At 72.5% G+C, this 19,869-nt stretch carries 18 protein-coding genes; 12 read left to right on the top strand and 6 right to left on the bottom strand.

The window, feature by feature from the left end:
• From DFP74_RS33395 to DFP74_RS00125, 6 genes are read right to left on the bottom strand one after another with little or no spacing between them, the layout of a single operon-like run.
• Complete coding sequence (locus tag DFP74_RS33395) at window positions 1-150, bottom strand: hypothetical protein (RefSeq protein WP_158612947.1); 150 nt, start codon at window positions 148-150, stop codon at window positions 1-3.
• Window positions 140-2,437 carry a serine/threonine-protein kinase gene (locus DFP74_RS00145; protein ID WP_147453791.1) on the bottom strand — a complete coding sequence of 766 codons (2,298 nt, stop codon included), beginning with the start codon at window positions 2,435-2,437 and terminating at the stop codon, window positions 140-142. The genes DFP74_RS33395 and DFP74_RS00145 overlap by 11 nt, the downstream gene beginning before the upstream one ends.
• A complete protein-coding gene (locus DFP74_RS00140) occupies window positions 2,434-3,009 on the bottom strand; it encodes a nucleotide exchange factor GrpE (RefSeq protein ID WP_121179830.1) in 576 nt (191 codons plus the stop codon). Before DFP74_RS00140 ends, DFP74_RS00145 begins: the two co-directional genes overlap by 4 nt.
• Complete coding sequence (locus DFP74_RS00135; protein WP_121179829.1) at window positions 3,006-4,553, bottom strand: Hsp70 family protein; 1,548 nt, start codon at window positions 4,551-4,553, stop codon at window positions 3,006-3,008. The genes DFP74_RS00140 and DFP74_RS00135 overlap by 4 nt, the downstream gene beginning before the upstream one ends.
• Before the next feature lie 44 nt (window positions 4,554-4,597).
• The gene (locus tag DFP74_RS00130; protein ID WP_121179828.1) at window positions 4,598-5,788 is read right to left on the bottom strand and encodes a hypothetical protein; all 1,191 of its coding nucleotides are present in this window, start codon (window positions 5,786-5,788) and stop codon (window positions 4,598-4,600) included.
• Between the two features lie 23 nt (window positions 5,789-5,811).
• The gene (locus tag DFP74_RS00125; protein ID WP_121179827.1) at window positions 5,812-6,276 is read right to left on the bottom strand and encodes a hypothetical protein; all 465 of its coding nucleotides are present in this window, start codon (window positions 6,274-6,276) and stop codon (window positions 5,812-5,814) included.
• A 690-nt stretch (window positions 6,277-6,966) separates the two neighbouring features.
• On the opposite strand from DFP74_RS00125, the gene argC reads away from it, so the two are divergent.
• The 12 genes from argC (at window position 6,967) to DFP74_RS00065 (ending at window position 19,770) form a co-directional block, all read left to right on the top strand.
• Window positions 6,967-7,995: an N-acetyl-gamma-glutamyl-phosphate reductase gene (argC, locus tag DFP74_RS00120; protein WP_121179826.1), complete on the top strand. Its 1,029-nt coding sequence runs from the start codon at window positions 6,967-6,969 to the stop codon at window positions 7,993-7,995.
• Window positions 7,996-8,063: 68 nt separating this feature from the next.
• Window positions 8,064-8,852, top strand: a complete 789-nt coding sequence (locus DFP74_RS00115) for a bifunctional ornithine acetyltransferase/N-acetylglutamate synthase (RefSeq protein ID WP_121179825.1) — start codon at window positions 8,064-8,066, stop codon at window positions 8,850-8,852.
• Window positions 8,849-9,844, top strand: coding sequence for an acetylglutamate kinase (gene argB, locus DFP74_RS00110; RefSeq protein WP_121179824.1), 996 nt, complete (start codon window positions 8,849-8,851; stop codon window positions 9,842-9,844). Before DFP74_RS00115 ends, argB begins: the two co-directional genes overlap by 4 nt.
• The gene (locus DFP74_RS00105) at window positions 9,841-11,049 is read left to right on the top strand and encodes an acetylornithine transaminase (protein WP_121179823.1); all 1,209 of its coding nucleotides are present in this window, start codon (window positions 9,841-9,843) and stop codon (window positions 11,047-11,049) included. Before argB ends, DFP74_RS00105 begins: the two co-directional genes overlap by 4 nt.
• Window positions 11,046-11,993 carry an ornithine carbamoyltransferase gene (gene argF, locus DFP74_RS00100; RefSeq protein ID WP_121179822.1) on the top strand — a complete coding sequence of 316 codons (948 nt, stop codon included), beginning with the start codon at window positions 11,046-11,048 and terminating at the stop codon, window positions 11,991-11,993. Before DFP74_RS00105 ends, argF begins: the two co-directional genes overlap by 4 nt.
• Window positions 11,990-12,523, top strand: a complete 534-nt coding sequence (locus DFP74_RS00095) for an arginine repressor (RefSeq protein WP_053618953.1) — start codon at window positions 11,990-11,992, stop codon at window positions 12,521-12,523. The genes argF and DFP74_RS00095 overlap by 4 nt, the downstream gene beginning before the upstream one ends.
• A gap of 58 nt (window positions 12,524-12,581) precedes the next feature.
• Window positions 12,582-13,784, top strand: a complete 1,203-nt coding sequence (locus tag DFP74_RS00090; protein ID WP_121179821.1) for an argininosuccinate synthase — start codon at window positions 12,582-12,584, stop codon at window positions 13,782-13,784.
• An 86-nt stretch (window positions 13,785-13,870) separates the two neighbouring features.
• On the top strand, window positions 13,871-15,316 hold the full coding sequence (gene argH / locus DFP74_RS00085; RefSeq protein WP_121179820.1) for an argininosuccinate lyase: 1,446 nt from the start codon (window positions 13,871-13,873) through the stop codon (window positions 15,314-15,316).
• 304 nt (window positions 15,317-15,620) lie between these two features.
• Window positions 15,621-18,260 (top strand): nitrate- and nitrite sensing domain-containing protein, encoded by a 2,640-nt coding sequence (locus DFP74_RS00080; RefSeq protein WP_121179819.1) that lies wholly within the window; start codon window positions 15,621-15,623, stop codon window positions 18,258-18,260.
• Between the two features lies 1 nt (window position 18,261).
• The gene (locus tag DFP74_RS00075; RefSeq protein WP_121179818.1) at window positions 18,262-18,696 is read left to right on the top strand and encodes a roadblock/LC7 domain-containing protein; all 435 of its coding nucleotides are present in this window, start codon (window positions 18,262-18,264) and stop codon (window positions 18,694-18,696) included.
• 38 nt (window positions 18,697-18,734) lie between these two features.
• Window positions 18,735-19,187 carry a DUF742 domain-containing protein gene (locus tag DFP74_RS00070; RefSeq protein ID WP_370013468.1) on the top strand — a complete coding sequence of 151 codons (453 nt, stop codon included), beginning with the start codon at window positions 18,735-18,737 and terminating at the stop codon, window positions 19,185-19,187.
• Window positions 19,168-19,770: an ATP/GTP-binding protein gene (locus tag DFP74_RS00065; protein WP_121179816.1), complete on the top strand. Its 603-nt coding sequence runs from the start codon at window positions 19,168-19,170 to the stop codon at window positions 19,768-19,770. Before DFP74_RS00070 ends, DFP74_RS00065 begins: the two co-directional genes overlap by 20 nt.
• The last annotated feature ends 99 nt before the right edge of the window (window positions 19,771-19,869 follow it).

Genomic DNA, 19,869 nt, shown 5'->3' with positions numbered 1-19,869 from the left:
TCAGCGCTTCCAGTGCTTGCCGTGGTTGGAGCACACGAGTCCCTCGTGGCACTTGGAGCACGTGAGCGGGTCGCCCAGGATCGACTGGCCCGGGCGCCCGTTGCAGGCCTGACAGGTGTGCAGGTGTCGGAAGCACTTCTCACACTTCATGTTCTTCTCCTTCGGTTGTCGCGGACCCCCGCCCTTGGAGGGGCGGGAGCTTCCTACTCAGTAACGGGAACGAGGCGGGCGGACCGGCCAGGACGAAGACCGCCACCAGGGCGGTGCAGGCACCGCCCATGAGCAGTCCACCCCACTGCACCCACCCGCCCCAGCTCTGGCCGATGGCTGTGAGCGCGTCGCGGAGCGCGGCGGGGGCCCACAGCCCGGGCAGGGGCAGCGCGGGCAGGGCCGCCACCGCGGCCAGGAGGGACGCACCCGTGATCCAGGCGCGCACGTGCTCGGGCCGTATCAGGGAGACCACCACCGCCAGGGCCAGGACCGGCAGACACAGGTCGCCCGCCCGCCCGGCGGCCTCCGCACCCAGGCGCATCCCGGTCTCGGTCGCCTCCGCGGGCCGGTAGGGGACCGCGAAGGGACGCATCACCATGCCCATCGACAGTGCCAGAAGCGGCAGCGACGGCATCATCGCCGAGGCGAGTAAGGTCTGGCGCCAGGCGCGCACAGCCGGGCGTAGGCGGGACGGTGCCCTTGGGGAGCCGAGGCCGCTTTGGGGTTCGGGTTGGTCGCTCCCCGTGCGACCCGCACGTTCGCCCCTGCCCGCCAGGGGAGGGCGGCTCCCCGGTGCGCAGACCGCCAGGACGATGCGGGCGGCGGAGTCCGTGGCGGCCCGGCGCCACAGGCGCAGTGCTCCAGGCCGCCACCGCAGGCGTGGACCGTCCTCCGGCGGCGGATCCTCTCCGAGGACCACCAGTACCGCCAGTTCCCACACCCGCAGCTCACGGTCGCGGTCGACCCTCTCACAGACCGACCGAACCAGACCAAGTGCCTCCTCGACCAGGCCTGGCACCCGGTCGGCCAGCCGCCGGGTCCGCGCGTCACCGGCCGAGGCGGCCAGTCCGACCACTCCCCGGTCGAAGGCCTCGGTCAGCACCGAGCGGTCGGCGCCGCGTTCTCCGGCCCTGGCCAGGGCGGCCAGGCCGTCGGCGTCGATGGCGACCCCGCGATACAGCGGGGCCTCGTTCGGACATAGGCACACCGACAGCGCGGTGAGGGCCCACTGCGGATCGGCGCTCCGACGCGAGACGCCGTGGAGAACCGCCCTGACCCGGGCGTTCTCGCGCAGGGGCGGCCAGCGCCGTAAGGTCTGGGCGCCTCCGGCCCGGAGCCAGGTACCGGCGCTCCGGTGGTTCGCGGACAGCGCGTGGACCAGGTGCGCGGGATCGGTGAACACCCGCCCGGCGAAGGTGACACCACCGCCTTCCCGCGCTGTGCGGCGGGGGCGGCGGCTCGGCCCCGCCCGCTTCCTGGGCCGATCAGCGGACCGCTCACTCCTTGTTCGGGAGGAGGCCGTGGAGCGCGGTGCGTCCACCGACCGCCAGGTCCGGGTCAGGACCCGGTCGGTGCGTTCCCGCTCGTCCCTGCCCACGGTCGCCGAGTCCTCGTCCAACACCCCCATCAGGGCCTCGAACAGTTCTTCGGAGGTGGGCCTGGACCCGAAGTCGGGCGAGAGTGACGCCCGGACCAGGGGCAGGAGCGGGGGCGCCAGGCCGTCCAGGTCCGCCTCACCCCGCGCGGCCCGCTGTACGCGGACCACTGGTTCCCCGGTGCCGAACGGGGGACGCCCGGTCGCGGCGAAGGCCGTCACCGCTCCCCAGGAGAACACGTCGACCCAGGGCCCTTCCTGGCCGCGCATCCGTTCGGGGGCCACGTACCCCGGGGTGCCGTGGACCGCGCGGGTACGGGAGGCGACGTCCAGCGCCCGCGCAATACCGAAGTCCAGCACGCTCGGCCCTCGGGGCCCCAAGACGACGTTGCCCGGTTTGAGGTCGCGATGCACCACTCCGGCCCGGTGGATGGCCACCAGGGCTTCGGCCGTGCCCAGAGCGAAGGACAGCAGACGGGCGCCCTCCAACGTTCCCGAGGCGCGCACGTGCGCGGACAAGGTGGGACCGGGCACGTACTCCATCGCCATCCAGGGGCGTTCGTCGTTGAGCCCGACGGCGCGGATGGCCGGGGTACAGGCGGCCCTGACCCGCTGGGCGAGCGCCACCTCCCGTGCGAACCGGGCCCGGAACTCCGGGTCCTGGGCGTAGGAGGTGTTGGCCACCTTCACCGCCAGGAGCGCCCCCTCCGCAGGGCGGGCCAGGAACACCACGCCCATACCTCCGCTGCCGATCCGCCCGAGCAGGACGTGGCCGCCCAGTGCTTCGGGATCGTCGCCGGTCAGGGGAGACAGTGGTGGCAGGCGCGCGACCGTGCCCTGGGGCGCGTTCACCACGGCGCCCTGTCCGGGGACCGCCTCTCGGGGGCGGCGACCTCCTCGGTGACGACCTGCGCCGGGCGGAGCAGCCGTGAGGGGTGGTGGAACCCGCGCCGTACAAGGGCCAGGATCCGGATGTCGCGACCGTCGCGGTGGTCGCCCCGCATTTCCACGACCTCGTGCACGCGGGGGTCGAAGAGGACCTGGACGTCGATCTGTTCCACTTGGTGCTGGGCCAGCAGGTCGAGCAGTTCCAGGCGTACCGACCGCAGGAACTCCAGGTTCGGGTCCGTCGGTCCGCCGGGGTCCTCCCGGTGCGCCCGTTCGATGATGTGGGCGTCGAGCCGGTCGACGACGCGGATGGTACCCGTCACGAAGGGGGCGATCTGGTCCAGGACCGCGCCGTTCTCGGCCGTGCGCAGCCGGTCCTTCAGGTCCTCGATGAGGGCCCGCTTGTCCCGGTCGTCCTTCAGGCGCCGGGTGAAAAGGTCGGTGAGCTGGGCCAACTGGCGGGAGACCTCCGATTCCGACGGCGCGACGCCGTCCTGTTCCCGGCTCTGCCCAGGGGCGTCGGTGTGCTCGCTCAACGGACGATCCGTCCTTCCATGTCCGTGGTGAGTGCGTCGACCTCGGCGCCGGAGAGGTTGTTGGCCCGTTCGATCTCGATGTCGCCGAGAGAGCGGCCGGTGCGCTCGTTGGTGACCTCCACGTGCACGATCGCGTCGATGTCGTAGGAGATGGTGACTCGCAGTGGAGACTCCTTGGGGAAGGGGGCAGGCGGCATCGTCAGCTCCACGCCCCGGAGGTCCTTCGTGATGATGTCGACCAGGTCGGGGTCGGTGTCGTCACCGACCGTCACCTTGAGCATGACGATCTCCTGGTCCTCGACCACGGTGTAGAAGACCTGGTCGTGCTGCGCGGGGACCTTGCTTCCCGCCGGGATGATCACGCTGTTGACGTCGCGGTTGGTCACGGTGTCGAGGGAGACCACCCCCAGTCCGTGCGCCGTGACGTCGCTGATGGTGCGGTCGCCGACGGCCGAGGGTCGGTCGGACTGGTCGGCCTCGATCAGCTCCGCCTGGACCGCGGCGCCCAGGGCCACCGCCTCGTCGGGGTGCAGCCGCTGGTTGGGGGACACACCGGTGATGTCGGCGACCAGGTCCTTGACCGCGGGGATCCGGGTGGACCCGCCCACGAGCAGGACCTCGTCCAACGCGGCCGCGGTGATCCCGGCCTTGGCCTCGGCGGTGCGCAACGCGTCCTGGGTCAGGGTGCGCGTCCGCTGGAGCAGGTCGTCGATGAGTTCGTCGAACTCGGCCCGGGTGATCTTGAGCTCTCCGACCTCGGTGAAGACCGAAGCGTTCTCAGCGGTGCTCAGCCGGTGCTTGGCGTTCTCGCACTGCTCTCGCAGGCGTCCGCGCGCTCCCGGGTCGGTGCTGTCGTCCACGTCGGTGCCGCCCTGCTTCACGATCCGGGTGTTGGCCCAGGTCTCCAGGCGATCGTCGAAGTCCGCGCCGCCGAGCTGGGCGTCCCCGGCCGTGGCGATGACATCGAAGTCGCCGTCGCTGATGCGCAGTACCGTCACGTCGAAGGTGCCGCCGCCCAGATCGTAGACGAGGACGTTGCCCGCGTCGCCGTCACGCAGCCCGTAGGCGAGGGCGGCGGCGGTGGGCTCGCTGATGATCCGTTCCACCTTCAGGCCGGCGATCCTGCCCGCGTCCCGGGTGGCCTGTCGGCGGGCCTCGTCGAAGTAGGCGGGCACGGTGATCACCGCGGCCTCGACCGGCTTTCCGAGGACGAGGGCGGCGTCCTCGCACACCTTGCGCACAATGAACGCGGAGAGCTGTTCGGCGGTGTAGCGCTGGCCGTCACTGGTCAGCTGCTGCCACCCCGACTCGCCCATGTGGGGCTTGATCCGCTCGACGACGTCGGTGTCGGACACCAGCCGCTGGTGCCGCGCGGGGGTACCCACGACGGCCTCGCCACCGGACAGGTAGACGACCGAGGGCGTGGTGTTGGTGCCATCGCTGTTGCGCAGGACCTCGGGCCTGCCGGTTTCGTCCATGACGGCCACCACCGTGTTGGTGGTGCCCAGGTCGATGCCGACGATGGGTCCGTTCTGTCGGGACACGGTTCGGAGTTTCCCTTCCTGTTGGTGGGTGGTGTGCGCGCTGCTCAAAAGCCCTGGGACCGGAGCTGTTCGGAGAGCCGCAACTGGTCGGCCCGCTCGTACCTCATGCGGCTGTTCAGCTCCCAGCGCGCGGGACGGCAGCGGGCCCAGATGGTCCAGACTCCGGCGGCGCCCAAGAGCAGGGCGACGATGCCGATCCCGTAGCCGTTGACGGCGAACAGAAACCCGATGACCAGCAGGATCGGAGTGGCCCACCACACGAACGTCGAGGCCTGGTCGCTCTCGAACAGGCGGAACGTGAACGTCTGCTCCTCGGCTGCCTCGAGGTTGGACTCCAACCGATGAAGTGCCTCACGGGCCTCGCGCTTCCTGGGCCCGAACCTGCGGGCCTCCTGGGCCAGCCCGCGCATCCGCAGGAGTTCCTCGGTCGCGGTGATGAGGTAGAAGGTCGCCCCCTGGATATCGGGCACGGTCTCGCCTTGATCCACCAGGGCCAGCACGAGTTCGTCCTTGACATCGCGGTTGTCGGGGTGGCGTTGGCGCAGCAGGCGCAGGGTCCGTGCCGCCGTAGCCGGGGAACCGCTCAGCTTCTGGTGCTCGGCCAGGACCAGCCCGGCGTAGGGGGTGGGATCGAGTTCGGCTCCCTTGATCATCATGCCGACGCCGCGCTCCTCGTGGCCGTGGTCGGCGAGGAAGCCACCGACCGTGGCGAGCCACTCGGGGTTGTCCGGCTCCAAGCGCGCGGCGTTGGTCCCGGCGACCTCGGCTCCGTCGGCGTCGTCGAGCAGGACGCAGGAGGTGAACAGCGTGTACCACCCCCGGGCAAGGTCGGGGTCCTGCTCCACGGCCCGGGTGGCGAAGAACCGGGCCGCCTTGTAGTCCTCGTTGCGGAAGGCGTCCATGGCCCGGGCCATGGTCTCCTGTCCCGGGGCGGAGGGGGCGGTCTCCGAGGTGCCGTTCCCGGCGGTCTCGGGGACGGGGCGCCGCGTGCGTTGCTCGTCGTAGGCCGCGCGGCTCGCGGGGTCGAGTAGGACGCGCTTGCCCTCGGAGGCCAGCTCCAGGTTGTCCTCGGCCCGTCGCTTGAGTTCCTTCTTGCGCGACCCGACGAACTTCTGCCACTTGAGCGTGAAGGCGTCGATGGCCGCGCTCAGGGTGGCGGTGTCGGCGTCGGGCGCGACCTCGAACAGGGCGTAGTAGTCGACGGACGCGGTGTCGTTCTCGGGTGGTGTCGTCATGGTGGTCGTCCCGGTTCCAGATGTCAGCCGGCCTGGATGCTGCGGCGGGCGTGCCGCTTGAGCACGCGGCGCACGCGCCTCCAGCGGCGGGTGACGTGGGCGGCGGGCGTGCCGAACCACTCGGCGCCCCTGACTGAGGAGACCGTGTAGGAGCCGATGACGATCTCGGCCACCATAGGGGAGTCGGTGTAGTCGCCGGCGGGGAAGGCGGGGACGTCGACCAGGATCGTGTCGCCCTCGGTGCTGCGCAGTTCGCAGCGCAGGCCCACGACCTCGCCGTCGGGGTCCAAGACGGCCTCGATGTGCGGGGCCCAGCCGATGATGCCGCCGCGCGCGGCCCTATCCATGGCCTCGGGCAGCCACTCGGAGGGAGCGGCCAGAGGGCCGGTCAGCTTCACGGGGTGGACGCTCTTCTCGTACCGGACGCTGAGGAAGCCGAGGATGAAGAGAAGGGCGAGTAGTCCCAGCAGGAAAACCAGGAATGACATCGATTGTCCTTTTGCGTCGTCGAGTGTCTGAGATGGCGACATCGGTCGCCTGAAACCGAATTCCCCCTCAGATCGGAGGTGTTCCGGCTCTTCTGAGTCTGAGATGGCTGTGTCGGCCGGTCCATTCCGATTTCTCGGGACAGGCCGACCCGCTCGGGGTTCGGGCAGCGCACGCCGCCGCCGTGCGAGCGGGGTGGGGGTTCTATGTGGTTGGGGCGTGCACGACGGTGGGGTCGGGTGCGGATCCCGGATATTGGGGCTGGAAGCGTACCAAGGGGTGTGGCCCCGAATAGTGACAAATTCCTGCCAACCACAGAAAGTCCTCCGGCCGATCCTCATGGAAGTGCCGAGCGGAGACCGAGTTGGTCTTTTCGTCATTTCGGGTGCGAAACACCCGATTCGGGTTTGCGGAGGCCGAGTGGGCGCGCCGAGGGCCGCGGCCGTGCCCCGGGAAACCGGGGCACGGCGTCGGCGATGCGGATCTACTCGTCCGGGTCCATGTCCTGTGCTCCGTTCCGTTCCAGGGGATGGGAAGCGAAGCGCGCTTCTGGAACGAAGTCTGGCCAGGTGGGAGGCCCCGGTCACTGCCGAGAACTCGGGATGGTCCTACGGGGCCGGGTCATCTGCTTGCATAAACTTGCAGAGGCATGCATGATAGTCCAGTCAGGATTCAGGAGGGGGAGCGGCACCATGGGATACAGCGCGGCGATCGCCGGAGCCAGCGGCTACGCGGGAGGCGAGCTGCTGCGCCTGCTGCTCGGCCACCCCGAGATCGAGATCGGCGCCCTCACCGCCGGAAGCAACGCCGGCACCCCGCTGATCCAGCACCAGCCGCACCTGCTGCCGCTCGCCGACCGCGTCCTGGCGCCCACCACCGTCGAGGAACTGCGCGGCCACGACGTCGTCTACCTCGCGCTCCCGCACGGCCAGTCCGCCGACATCGCCCAGCGGCTCGGCGACGACGTCCTCGTCGTGGACTGCGGAGCCGACTTCCGGCTCAACGACGCCTCCGCCTGGGAACGGTTCTACGGCACCCCCCACGCCGGCACCTGGCCCTATGGTCTGCCCGAGCTGCCCGGACAGCGCGACCGACTCGCCGGAGCCCGCCGCGTCGCCGTCCCCGGCTGCCACGTCACCGTGGCCACCCTCGCGCTCTTCCCCGGCCTGGCCGAGCAGCTCGTCGAGCCCGACCTCACCGTCGTCGCCGTCACCGGAACCTCCGGCGCGGGCAAGGCGGCCAAGCCCAACCTCATCGGCAGCGAGGTCATGGGAGCCCTGAGCCCCTACGGGGTCGGCGGCACCCACCGGCACAACCCCGAGATCGTGCAGAACCTCACCTCCGTCACGGGCGAGCCGGTCAAGCTGTCCTTCACCCCCGTGCTGGCGCCCCTGCCGCGCGGGATCCTCGCCACCTGCACCGCCCCCCTCAGAGCCGGGGTCACCGCCGCCCAGGTCCGGGCCGCCTACGAGACGGCCTACGCCGACGAGCCCTTCACCCACCTGCTCCCCGAGGGCACCTGGCCCAGCACCGCCATGACGCTGGCCGCCAACACCACCCTCCTCCAGGTCACCGTGGACGCCGACGCCGGACGCATGGTCGTCGTCGCCGCCCTGGACAACCTCACCAAGGGCACCGCGGGCGGCGCCGTGCAGAGCACCAACATCGCCCTCGGCCTGCCCGAGGAGACCGGACTGCCGCTCGCCGCGGTCGCCCCCTGAGCGAGGGCACCCGTACTCGGGGCGCCCGCCCGAGGCGCCCGAGAGGCACAGCCAAGAAAGGCATCACCGTGAGTGTCACCGCACCCCGCGGCTTCAGAGCCGCGGGCGTCGCCGCGGGAACCAGGGCCGACGGGGCCCGGGACGTCGCCGTCGTCATCAACGACGGCCCCTCCCGGGCCGCCGCCGCGGTGTTCACCCCCGACGACTCCGCCGCGCCGGTCCTGTGGTCGCGCCAGGTCGCCTCGGGCCACCGGGTGCGCGCCGCCGTCCTGTCCTCCGGCGGAGCCAACGCCGCCACCGGCCCCCTCGGCTTCCAGGACGTCCACGCCCAGGCCGAGCACGCCGCGGGCGAACTCGACGACTCCGCCGCCGAGGTCCTCGTGTGCGCCTGCGGAGACGCCGGGACGCGCCCGCCCCTGGACGCTTTGCGCCAGGGCACGGCCGCGGCCGTGGCCGAGGCCTCCCGCGGCGGGGGGCTGGCCGCCGCCGACGCCCTGCGCACCACCGACACCGTCGCCAAGATCGTCTTCCGGCGCGGCGACGGCTACACGATCGGCGCCATGGCCAAGGGCCCCGACCCCTCGGTCTCCAGCGTCCTGGCCGTCCTGACCACCGACGCCGACCTCACCGGCCCGCAGTGCCTGCGCCTGCTGTCCCAGGCCGTCGCCAAGGCCTTCGCGCCGCTGGGCGCCACCAACGACACGGTGCTGCTCATGGCCAGCGGGGCCGCCGGCACCGTTCCCGACGAGGAGGGGTTCGCCGCCCTGCTCACCGACGTGTGCGCCGACCTGGCGGCCCAGGTCGCCGCCGACCCCTCGACCCCAGCACACACCCATGACCGGGCGGAAGGCTCATGATCGCGCGCTCCGACACACCCTCAGCAGACCAGGCCCAGGCCATCGACAAGGCCGCCAACCTCATCGAGGCGCTGCCCTGGCTGTCCCGCTTCCACGGCCGCACGGTCGTGGTCAAGTACGGCGGCAACGCCATGATCAGCGACGCGCTCCGCGTCCGCTTCGCCGAGTCCATCGTCTTCCTGCACTACGCGGGCCTGCGCCCCGTCGTCGTGCACGGCGGCGGACCCCAGATCAGCGCCCAGCTCGACCGCGCCGGAGTGGAGTCGACCTTCACCGCCGGCCTGCGGGTGACCACCGACGAGGCCATGGACATCGTCCGCATGGTCCTGACCGGACAGGTCAACCGGGAGATCGTCGGCCTGGTCAACCAGCACGGGCCGTTCGCGGTCGGCATGTCCGGCGAGGACGCCAACCTCCTGTACGCCCGCCGCAAGTCCGTCACCGTCGACGGCGAGGACCTCGACATCGGCCGGGTCGGCGAGGTCACCGAGGTCAACCCCGGTGCCGTCGCCGCGCTCATCGCCGACGGCCGCATCCCCGTCGTCTCCAGCGTCGCCCGTGCCGACGACGGCGGCGTGTACAACGTCAACGCCGACACGGCGGCCGCCGCGCTGGCCGTCGCCCTGGGCGCCAGCAAGCTCATCATGCTCACCGACGTCGAGGGCCTGTTCGCCGACTACCCGGCCAACACCGAGCTCATCAGCCGCCTCAACGTCGAGGAGCTGCGCGGCCTGCTGCCCTCGCTCTCGTCGGGCATGGTGCCCAAGATGGAGGCCTGCCTGGCCGCCGTCGAGGGCGGCGTCCCCCAGGCGCACATCATCGACGGCCGTGTGCCGCACTCCCTGCTCCTGGAGGTCTTCACCGACCGCGGCGTCGGCACCATGGTCGCCGACGAGGAACTGGAGGCGGCCCTGCTCGCCGGCAACGGACACTACCCGCGCCCCTGGCGCCCCACCGACCACGACGAGACGCCCACCGGAGGCTCCCAGTGACCAGTAGCGACCTGCGCGAGCGCTTCGCCGCCGCGCTCATGCCCAACTACGGCGTCCCGCCCGTGGCCCTGACCCTGGGCCGCGGCTGCGAGGTCTACGACGCCGACGGCCGCCAGTACCTCGACCTCATCGCCGGCATCGCGGTGTCCAGCCTCGGACACGGACACCCCGCGCTGGTCAAGGCGATCGCCCACCAGGCCGCCACCCTGACCCACACCAGCAACCTCTTCGTGCACGAGCGCGAGATCCAGCTCGCCGAACGCCTCATCGGCCTCCTGGGCGGCGACGCCAAGGTCTTCTTCGCCAACTCCGGCACCGAGGCCAACGAGGCCGCCCTGAAGCTGGTCAGGCGCGCCGCGGGCCCCGGCCGGCACTACTTCGTCGCCGCCACCCACGGCTTCCACGGCCGCACCTCCGGGTCCCTCGCCCTGACCGGCAAGGAAGCCATCCGCGAACCCTTCGGCCCCTTCGGCATGGACGTGCGCTTCGTCCCCCACGGTGACGCGGACGCCCTCGCCGAGGCCGTCGACGAGCACTGCGTCGCCGTGTTCACCGAGCCGGTCCAGGGAGAGGCCGGGGTCGTCGTCCCCGACGAGGGCTACCTCGCGCGGGTCCGCCGCATCTGCGACGACACCGGCGCCGCCTTCGTCCTGGACGAGATCCAGAGCGGCATCGGACGCACCGGCCACTGGTTCGCCCACCAGACCGAGGGAGTGCGCCCCGACGTCCTCACCCTCGCCAAGGGGCTCGGGGGCGGCCTGCCCATCGGCGCCACCGTCGGTTTCGGCCGCTACGCCGACGCCTTCCACAAGGGCGACCACGGCTCCACCTTCGGCGGCAACCCGGTCGCCTGCGCCGCCGCGCTGGCCGTCCTGGACACCATCGAGGAGGAGGGCCTGCTCGCGCACACCGCCGTCATGGGCGACCTGCTCGCCGAACAGATCGAGGGCATCGACCACCCCCTCCTGGCGGGCCAGCGCGGCGTCGGCCTGTGGCGCGCGCTGGTGCTGACCGGACCCCACTCCGCGCACGTCCAGGAACAGGCCGCCGTCCGCGGATTCCTCGTCAACGCCGTGGCCCCCACCGCCGTGCGACTCGCCCCGCCCCTGGTCATCACGCCCGAGCAGATCGGGGTGTTCATCGAGGCCCTGCCCACCATCCTGGACGCCGCGGAGGCCGCCGCGAACAAGGAGAGCACGTCATGACCCGCCACTTCCTGCGTGACGACGACCTCAGCCCCGCCGAACAGGCCCGGGTGCTCGACCTCGCCGACGCCATGAAGAAGGACCCCTTCGGCCGGCGGCCCCTGGCCGGACCCCGCACCGTCGCGCTGATCTTCGACAAGCCCTCCACCCGCACCCGGCTCTCCTTCAGCGTGGGCGTGTCCGACCTCGGCGGCGCCCCCCTGGTCCTGGACTCCTCCAGCACCCAGATGGGCCGCGGCGAGCCCCTGTCCGACACCGCCCGCGTCCTGGAGCGCCAGGTCGCCGCCGTGGTCTGGCGCACCTTCGCCCAGAGCGACATCCAGACCCTGGCCGACCACATCTCCGTGCCCGTGGTCAACTCGCTCACCGACGCGTTCCACCCCTGCCAGATCCTCGCCGACCTGCAGACCGTCCGTGAGCACAAGGGCACCCTGGCCGGGCTCGCCCTCGCCTACCTCGGCGACGGCGCCAACAACATGGCCCACTCCTACCTGCTCGGCGGCGCCACCGCCGGACTGCACGTGCGGGTGGGCGCACCCGAGGGCTACCACCCCGACCCCGACGTGCTCGCCCGCGCGGCCGAGATCGCCGAGCGGACCGGCGGATCGGTCGGCGTGACCACCGACCCCCGCGAGGCCGCCGACGGCGCGGACGTCCTGGCCACCGATACCTGGGTCTCCATGGGCCAGGAGGCCGAGGCCGCGGACCGCGAGGCCCCCTTCCGTCCCTACATCATCGACGAGGCCCTCCTCGGCGCCGCCGCCCCCGAGGCGGTCGTCCTGCACTGCCTGCCCGCCTACCGGGGCAAGGAGATCAGCGCGGGCGTCATCGACGGCCCGCGGAGCGTGGTCTGGGACGAGGCGGAGAACCGCCGCCACGCGCAGAAGGCCCTGCTCGCCTTCCTGTTGGAGACCAGCGACGACCCCGGGACCGAGCGACGATGATGAGTGAGAGCGGTGGAACGGCGCCGATGACCAAGGCGGCCAGACACGCCCGGATCAGCGACGTCCTCACCCGCGAGGACGTGCGCTCCCAGGGCGAGCTGGCCAAACGCCTGGCCGAGGCCGGCGTCCAGGTCACCCAGGCCACGCTGTCCCGTGACCTGGACGAACTGGGCGCGGTCAAGCTCCGTACCGCCGAGGGCCACCTGGCCTACGTCCTGCCGGGGGAGGGCGGCGAACGGCTGCAGCGCACCCGTCCCGACAGCCTCGACCTGGAGCAGGTCTCCGGGGCGCGACTCACCCGGCTGGCCGAGGATCTGCTGGTCTCGGCCGAGGCCTCCGCCAATATGGTCATCGTCCGCACCCCGCCCGGTGCGGCCCAGTACCTGGCCTCGGCCATCGACCACACCGACTTCCACGCCATCCTGGGGACCATCGCGGGCGACGACACCATCATGGTGATCGCCCGCGACCCCCAGGGCGGCGACGAGCTGGCCGCCGCGCTGCTGCGCCTGGCCGACCGCAGGCCGTAGGGGGCCGCGCGTCGCGGCGGCCGGCACCACGAGCACAGCACAGCCCAGGGGGAACACCATGTCCGAGCGCGTCGTCCTCGCCTACTCCGGAGGACTCGACACCTCCGTCGCCATCGGCTGGATCGCCGAGGAGACCGGCGCCGAGGTCGTCGCCGTGGCCATCGACTGCGGCCAGGGCGGCGAGGACCTCGACGCCGTCCGCCGCCGCGCCCTGGACTGCGGTGCCGTGGAGGCCGTGGTCGCCGACGCCCGCGACGAGTTCGCCGCCGAGTACTGCGTCCCCGCCATCCAGGCCAACGCCCTCTACATGGACCGCTACCCCCTGGTCTCGGCGCTCTCGCGCCCGCTCATCGTCAAGCACCTGGCCGACGCCGCCCGCTACCACGGCGCCACGCTCGTCGCCCACGGCTGCACCGGCAAGGGCAACGACCAGGTCCGCTTCGAGGCCGGCCTGGCCGCCCTCTTCCCCGAGCTGAAGGTCCTGGCCCCCGTGCGCGACTCCGGCATGACCCGTGACCGGGCCATCGCCTTCGCCGAGGACAAGGGCCTGCCGATCGACGTCAGCAAGAAGTCGCCCTACTCCATCGACCAGAACCTCTTCGGGCGCGCGGTGGAGACCGGGTTCCTGGAGGACATCTGGAACGGTCCCATCGAGGACCTGTACGCCTACACCCAGGACCCGGCCGCGGTACGCGAGCCCGACGAACTCGTCATCACCTTCGCCGACGGCGTGCCCACCGCGATCGACGGCCGCGAACTCACCCCGCTCCAGGTGATCGAGGAGATGAACCGCCGGGCCGGCGCCCAGGGCGTGGGCCGGATCGACATGGTCGAGGACCGCCTGGTCGGCATCAAGAGCCGTGAGGTCTACGAGGCGCCCGGCGCCATCGCCCTCATCACCGCCCACCAGGAACTGGAGAACGTCACCGTCGAGCGCGAACTGGCCCGCTACAAGCGCGGTGTCGACCAGCGCTGGGGCGAACTCGTCTACGACGGCCTGTGGTTCTCCCCGCTCAAGGACGCGCTCCAGGGCTTCGTCACCGAGGCCAACCGGCACGTGAGCGGCGACATCCGCATGGTCCTGCACGGCGGCCGCGCCGTCGTCACCGGCCGCCGCAGCGCGACCGCGCTCTACGACTTCGACCTGGCCACCTACGACACCGGCGACACCTACGACCAGAGCGCCGCCCGCGGATTCATCGACGTGTTCGCCATGCCCGGCCGGATCGCCGGCCGGCGCGACCGGCGCACCACCGGGTAGCGCGCTCCCGACCGCCGGGCGGCGCGCACCGACCGCCCCCCCGCGCCCCCTCGTCCACCATCCCGCTGTACCGAAGGAGAACCACCATGGCCGACCGGCCCGGCAACGACCAGTCAGGCGAAGGCCGGCCCCAGGCCCTGCGCCTGTGGGGCGGCCGCTTCGAGGGCGGCCCCGACCAGGCGCTGGCCCGCCTCTCGCTGAGCACCCACTTCGACTGGCGGCTGGCCCGGCACGACATCGCCGGCTCGCGCGCCCACGCCCGGGCCCTGCACCGGGCCGGGCTGCTCACCGCCGACGAACTCGACGGCATGATCGAGGGCCTGGACCGCCTGGAGGCCGACGTCGCCTCAGGGGCCTTCACCCCCGTCCTGGAGGACGAGGACGTGCACACCGCGCTGGAGCGCGGGTTCATCGAGCGGGTCGGAGCCGACCTGGGCGGACGGCTGCGCGCGGGGCGCTCGCGCAACGACCAGATCGCCACCCTGGTGCGGATGTACCTGCGTGAGGAGGCGCGCGCCATCGCCGACCAGCTCCTGGGCCTGGTCGGCGCGCTCGCCGACCAGGCCGCGGCGCACCCGAACGCGGCCATGCCGGGGCGCACCCACCTCCAGCACGCCCAGCCGGTGCTGCTGGCCCACCACCTCATGGCGCACGCGTGGCCGATCATGCGCGACGTCGAGCGGCTGCGCGACTGGGACCGGCGCGCCGCGGTCTCGGCCTACGGGTCGGGCGCGCTGGCCGGGTCCTCGCTGGGCCTGGACCCGCGCGCGGTGGCCGCCGAACTCGGCTTCCCCGAGTCGGTCGACAACTCCATCGACGGCACCGCCGCCCGCGACGTGGTCGCCGAGTTCGCGTTCATCACCGCGATGATCGGCGTCGACCTGTCGCGCCTGTCGGAGGAGGTCATCCTCTGGGCGACCAAGGAGTTCTCCTTCATCACCCTGGACGACGCCTTCTCCACGGGCTCGTCGATCATGCCCCAGAAGAAGAACCCGGACGTCGCCGAACTCGCGCGCGGCAAGGCGGGCCGCCTCATCGGCGACCTCACCGGCCTGCTGAGCACGCTCAAGGGCCTCCCGCTCGCCTACAACCGCGACCTGCAGGAGGACAAGGAACCGGTCTTCGACGCCGTCGACAGCCTCCACCTGCTGCTGCCCGCGATGACCGGGATGGTCGCCACCCTGACCTTCCACACCGACCGCATGGCCGAGCTGGCGCCGCAGGGCTTCTCCCTGGCCACCGACATCGCCGAGTGGCTCGTCCGCGAGCGCGTGCCCTTCCGCGACGCCCACGAGATCGCCGGCACGTGCGTGCGCGTGTGCGAGGAGCGCGGCATCGACCTGCCCGACCTGGCCGACGAGGACTTCGCGGCCATCTCCCCGCACCTGACCCCGGCCGTGCGCGAGGTGCTCACCGTCGAGGGCTCCCTGGCCTCCCGCTCCGGTCGCGGCGGCACCGCCCCGGTGCGCGTGGCCGAGCAGCTGGAGCGGCTGCGCGCGAGCGCGGCCGAGTACCGCAAGGCCTTCGAGTAGCGGCCCTCGCCGGCCCGTGACCGGCTCGCCGCAGGCGCGCACCCGCCGGGGGTGCGCGCCTGCGGCGTCCCCTCCCCAGAGACCACAGGCGCCCGAACGCCCGCGCCGCGCCCTCCCCGACGGCCATGTCGGGCATGTCCGCGGCGGGCTCGCCCTCATTTCGCCAATCCCGCCGCACCCGCGCCGGGAGTGCGATAGCGTCCTGAATCTGCGGGCACCACGTGGCCTCTCCTGTGCGTACCGTGACAGTCCGCGGTGTGGCCACGGCGACCGGCGCTCGCGACCAGTCCGTGGGAGGAACGCAATGGCGCAGCCGGGGGGTACCAGGCGCGGCATCAAGGCCCAGCTCAACCGGATCGTGCTGATCCCGAGCATCACCTTCCTGGTGCTGTTCGTCGTCATCAGCGCGGCCACGCTGGCCCAGGGCGTCTCGCTGCGCGCGGCCCTGAGCGAGGGCCGGGCCGGGATCGAACTCGCCGAACTCCTCACGCTGCTCCAACAGGAGCGCAGGGTCGGCGCCGAGTACCTGGCCGCTCCCGACGACGACCGCCGTGACGCGCTGGCCGAGGCGGGCACGAGCACCGACGCCGCCGTCGCCGACCTGCGGTCCCTGGCCGACGACCTCGGTGACCAGGACGACGCCGCCACCGCCCCCCTGGCCGACGACTTCCTCCACTCCGTGCGGGCCGCCGAGGCGCTGCGCGCGGACAACCTCGCCGACCCCGGGGACCCCGACGCGGCCCTGGGGGCCTACACCACCGCGATCCACCAGGGCATCCGGCTCTACGCGGGGACCGCGCGCGCCCTCGACGACGGGACCGCCTCGGCGGAGGCCTCCGCCACCACCGACCTGATGTGGGCCCAGGAGAGCTTCAGCCATGCCGACGCCGTGGTCGCCTCCGTCCTGGCCCGGGACTCGCTCACCCGCGCCGACCAGACCGAGATCGCCGCGCTGACCGCCGACGCCCGCCACCGGGTCGAGACCGTCCACAGCGGCGGCCCGGCGCCGACCGTCGAGGTCGACGGCGCCGGCCCGGCGGGCGAGAACGGCAGCGACCAGGACACCTCCGACCAGGGGCCCACGCCCCTCACCCTCGCCGGCGGCGCGCCCTGGCAGGACGCCCTGGCCATGGCCGACACCCTGGCCCGCCACGAGGCCGAGGTGACGCTCGACCCGGTCACCGGAGAGATCGAGCGCGGCTCCGCGCCGCCCACCGGACTCGACGGCTGGCGGGAGGCGGCCGACGCGGTCAACGCCGACCTGAGCGCCATCACCGCCGACCGCGCGGCCTCCGTCGTGGACGCCACCGATTCCGCCAGCACGTGGATGTTCTCCCTGGCGCTCGGCGGCGGCATCACCTCGCTCTTCGCCGGCACCGTCGCCTACGGTGTGGCGGCGCACTCGGTCGGGCGGCTCACCTACCGCCTGGCCCGGCTGCGCGCCGACACCCTGGGCACCGCCCGCACCGACCTGCCGCGCATCGTGCGCCGTCTGGAGGCCGGCGAGAGCGTCGACCTCGACACCGAGATGAAGCAGCTCGACCACGGTGACGACGAGGTCGGCCAGGTCGCCGACGCCTTCAACATCGCCCAGCGCACCGCCGTGAGCGCCGCCATCAAACAGGCCGACATCCGTGCCGGCGTCAGCCGCGTCTTCCTCGGCATCGCGCACCGCAACCAGTCGCTCGTCCAACGCCAGATCCAGCTCCTGGACCGCGTGGAGCGCGAGGAGGAGGACCCCGACCTGTTGGAGAGCCTCTTCCAGCTCGACCACCTCGCCACCCGCGGGCGCCGCCACGCCGAGAACCTCATCATCCTCGGCGGAGCCCAGCCCGGCCGCCGCTGGCGCCACCCCATCCCCATCGTCGACATCCTGCGCGGCGCCATCTCCGAGACCGAGGAGTACGCCCGGGTCCGCCTGGTGTCGGTACCCGAGCTGTCCCTGTCCGGAGCGGTCGTCGCCGACGTCATCCACATGATGGCGGAGCTGGTCGAGAACGCCACCGCCTACTCGCCGCCGCACACCGAGGTCACCATCGTCACCGAGACCGTGCCCAAGGGTGTGGCCGTGGAGATCGAGGACCGCGGGCTCGGCATGGCCGACGACGCCCTGGCCAGGGCCAACACCACGCTCAGCGAGGCACCGGAGTTCGACGTGATGGTGCCCGGCACCGACGCCCAGCTCGGACTCTTCGTCGTCGCCCGCCTGGCCGCCAAGCACGACATCCAGGTCCAGCTGCGCCCCTCGCCCTACGGGGGGACGCGCGCGGCGGTGCTCATCCCCTCGGCGCTGGTCGCCGCCCAGCCAGGGCCGGGAACCGAGCGCCCCCGGATCGCGGCGCTGGCCTGCCAGGACGCGCTGGACCGGCGGGGCCCGCGCGAGGAGCGCCCCGTGCGCCGCGCCCGTGACGTGCTCGCACCGGAGGACACCCCGCGCGGCGCGCGAGCGCTCCTGCGCCCGGTGCCCGTGCCGGACGAGGACGGATCCGCGGGGGAGCGCCGCTCCGCTCCCGTCCTGCGCCAGGTCCCCGGCCTGGCCGACGACACCGGCACCCTGCCCCGCCCCGACACCCCTGCGGACGCCCCTGCCACCGCGGACACCCCCGTCACCGCGGACACCCCCACGACGCCGCGGGCCCCGGACCCCACGCTCCCGGGCAGGGTCGGGGCACGTGCCGACCGACCCGGACTGCCCCGGCGCAGACGCCAGGCCAGCCTGGCACCCCAGCTCAGGCACGATCCCGCGTGGGCGCCGGCCGAGCCGGACCCGGAGGAGCGGACGGGCGCCAGGGAGCGCACCCCCGAGGACGCGCGCCGGATGATGGACGCGTTCAGCGCGGGCACCAGGAGGGGGCGCGCCGCGGACGCAGAGGAGACCGGACGGGAGTACAGCAGTGATCAGGTCGGTGTCAGCACCGACGACCGCAGGGGAGAGAGCGACTGAGATGGTGGGAATGAGCGGGGCCTCGGACAACCTTGACTGGCTCCTGGACGACCTGGTGGACCGGGTCGTCGGAGCCGCACACGCGATCGTCCTGTCGTCGGACGGCCTGCTCCTGGGTGGTTCGCGAGGACTTGCCTCCCAGGACGCCGAGCACCTGTCGGCGGTGGCGTCGGCCTTCCAGAGCCTGGCACGGGGGACCGGGCGCCACTTCGGTGGAGGAGAGGTCCGCCAGACCGTGGTGGAGATGGAGCACTCCTACCTCTTCGTCACCGCGGCGGGCGCGGGCGCCTGCCTGGCGGTGCTGGCGACCGAGGACGCCGACGTGGGCCTGGTCGCCTACGAGATGAACCTGCGCGTCAAGCGCGTGGGCCAGTTCCTCACCGCCGCGCCGCGGCGCGCGGGCCACCTCTCCGCGATGGGCGGTGCGGGGTCGTGAACCCCCGCGAACGGCCGATGACCGCCTGGGCGGGAGCGGTGGAGGCCGCGGCCGGCGCCGCGAGGGAGGGGCCGACGCCCTTCCTGCGGCGCGGCGGGGGCCACCCCACCTCCGAAGGGCCCTCCGCGGGAGTGGCGCGGGGCGACGCGCCCTCCGACCCCCTCGTGCGCCCCTACACCCTGACCAGGGGGCGGACCCGACCGCGGTCCGCGGGCCCCGCCCTGGACATGATCACGATCGTGGTGGCTGCGCGCGACCGGGAGGAGCACCACCTCGAACCTGAGTACAAGGAGATCCTGCGGCTGTGCCACAGGCCCATCTCCGTCGCGGAGATCTCCGCGCGGCTCGACATCCCCATGACGGTCGTCAAGGTGCTCCTGGGCGACCTCGTCGCCGAGGGCGACGTGCGCACGCGGGCGGCCGTGCCCGTGACCCGACTCCCCGAGAAGAAAGTACTTCAGGCGGTACTCGATGGCATCCGCAGACTCTGAGACCGGCCCGGGAACGCCGGAGGCGATCCCGCAGGCCGTCAAGATCATCGTCGCCGGGGGATTCGGCGCCGGCAAGACCACCCTGGTGGCCTCGGTCAGCGAGATCACCCCGCTGAGCACGGAGGAGGTGATGACCGAGGCCAGCTACGGCGTGGACGACCTGGGCGGGGTGGAGAGCAAGAGCACCACCACCGTCGCGCTCGACTTCGGCCGCATCACGATCAACGACGACATCGTCCTCTACCTCTTCGGCACGCCCGGACAGGACCGGTTCTGGTTCATGTGGGACGAACTCTCCGCCGGAGCCCTGGGCGCCGTCGTCCTGGCCGACACCCGCAGGCTGGACACCTGCTTCCACGCGGTGGACTTCTTCGAACGCCAGGGGCTGCCGTTCGTCGTCGCGGTGAACCGGTTCGTCGGCTCGGAGCCCTACGAGGCCGCCGAGGTGCGCGAGGCACTCGACGTCCCCGCCGCGGTCCCCGTCATGATGACCGACGCACGCGAACGCGATTCGTGCCGGGACGTGCTGGTGGAACTGGTCACCCACGTGATGCGCACCCGCAGCCCCGCCATGACGGGGTGATCCGCGCCGGGCGGCGACCCGCCGCCGTACCGCGGCGGCACCCGGGTATACGTTCGGGGGATGCGCCCGGAAATGTGGTGTTGAACGCTACAATGTCGC

This window comes from Nocardiopsis sp. Huas11, assembly GCF_003634495.1.
Classification (GTDB): Bacteria; Actinomycetota; Actinomycetes; order Streptosporangiales; family Streptosporangiaceae; genus Nocardiopsis.
This window is presented reverse-complemented; position numbering and strand designations above follow the sequence as displayed.

Excerpts from the sequence above, each read along its gene's own strand:
- DFP74_RS00080 (WP_121179819.1), top strand. The coding sequence starts at position 15,621 with ATGGCGCAGCCGGGGGGTACCAGGCGCGGCATCAAGGCCCAGCTCAAC.
- DFP74_RS00075 (WP_121179818.1), top strand. The coding sequence starts at position 18,262 with ATGGTGGGAATGAGCGGGGCCTCGGACAACCTTGACTGGCTCCTGGAC.
- argF (WP_121179822.1), top strand. The coding sequence starts at position 11,046 with ATGACCCGCCACTTCCTGCGTGACGACGACCTCAGCCCCGCCGAACAG.
- DFP74_RS00090 (WP_121179821.1), top strand. The coding sequence starts at position 12,582 with ATGTCCGAGCGCGTCGTCCTCGCCTACTCCGGAGGACTCGACACCTCC.
- DFP74_RS00095 (WP_053618953.1), top strand. The coding sequence starts at position 11,990 with ATGATGAGTGAGAGCGGTGGAACGGCGCCGATGACCAAGGCGGCCAGA.
- argC (WP_121179826.1), top strand. The coding sequence starts at position 6,967 with ATGGGATACAGCGCGGCGATCGCCGGAGCCAGCGGCTACGCGGGAGGC.
- argH (WP_121179820.1), top strand. The coding sequence starts at position 13,871 with ATGGCCGACCGGCCCGGCAACGACCAGTCAGGCGAAGGCCGGCCCCAG.
- DFP74_RS33395 (WP_158612947.1), bottom strand. The coding sequence starts at position 150 with ATGAAGTGTGAGAAGTGCTTCCGACACCTGCACACCTGTCAGGCCTGC.
- DFP74_RS00125 (WP_121179827.1), bottom strand. The coding sequence starts at position 6,276 with ATGTCATTCCTGGTTTTCCTGCTGGGACTACTCGCCCTTCTCTTCATC.
- DFP74_RS00065 (WP_121179816.1), top strand. The coding sequence starts at position 19,168 with ATGGCATCCGCAGACTCTGAGACCGGCCCGGGAACGCCGGAGGCGATC.
- DFP74_RS00130 (WP_121179828.1), bottom strand. The coding sequence starts at position 5,788 with ATGACGACACCACCCGAGAACGACACCGCGTCCGTCGACTACTACGCC.
- argB (WP_121179824.1), top strand. The coding sequence starts at position 8,849 with ATGATCGCGCGCTCCGACACACCCTCAGCAGACCAGGCCCAGGCCATC.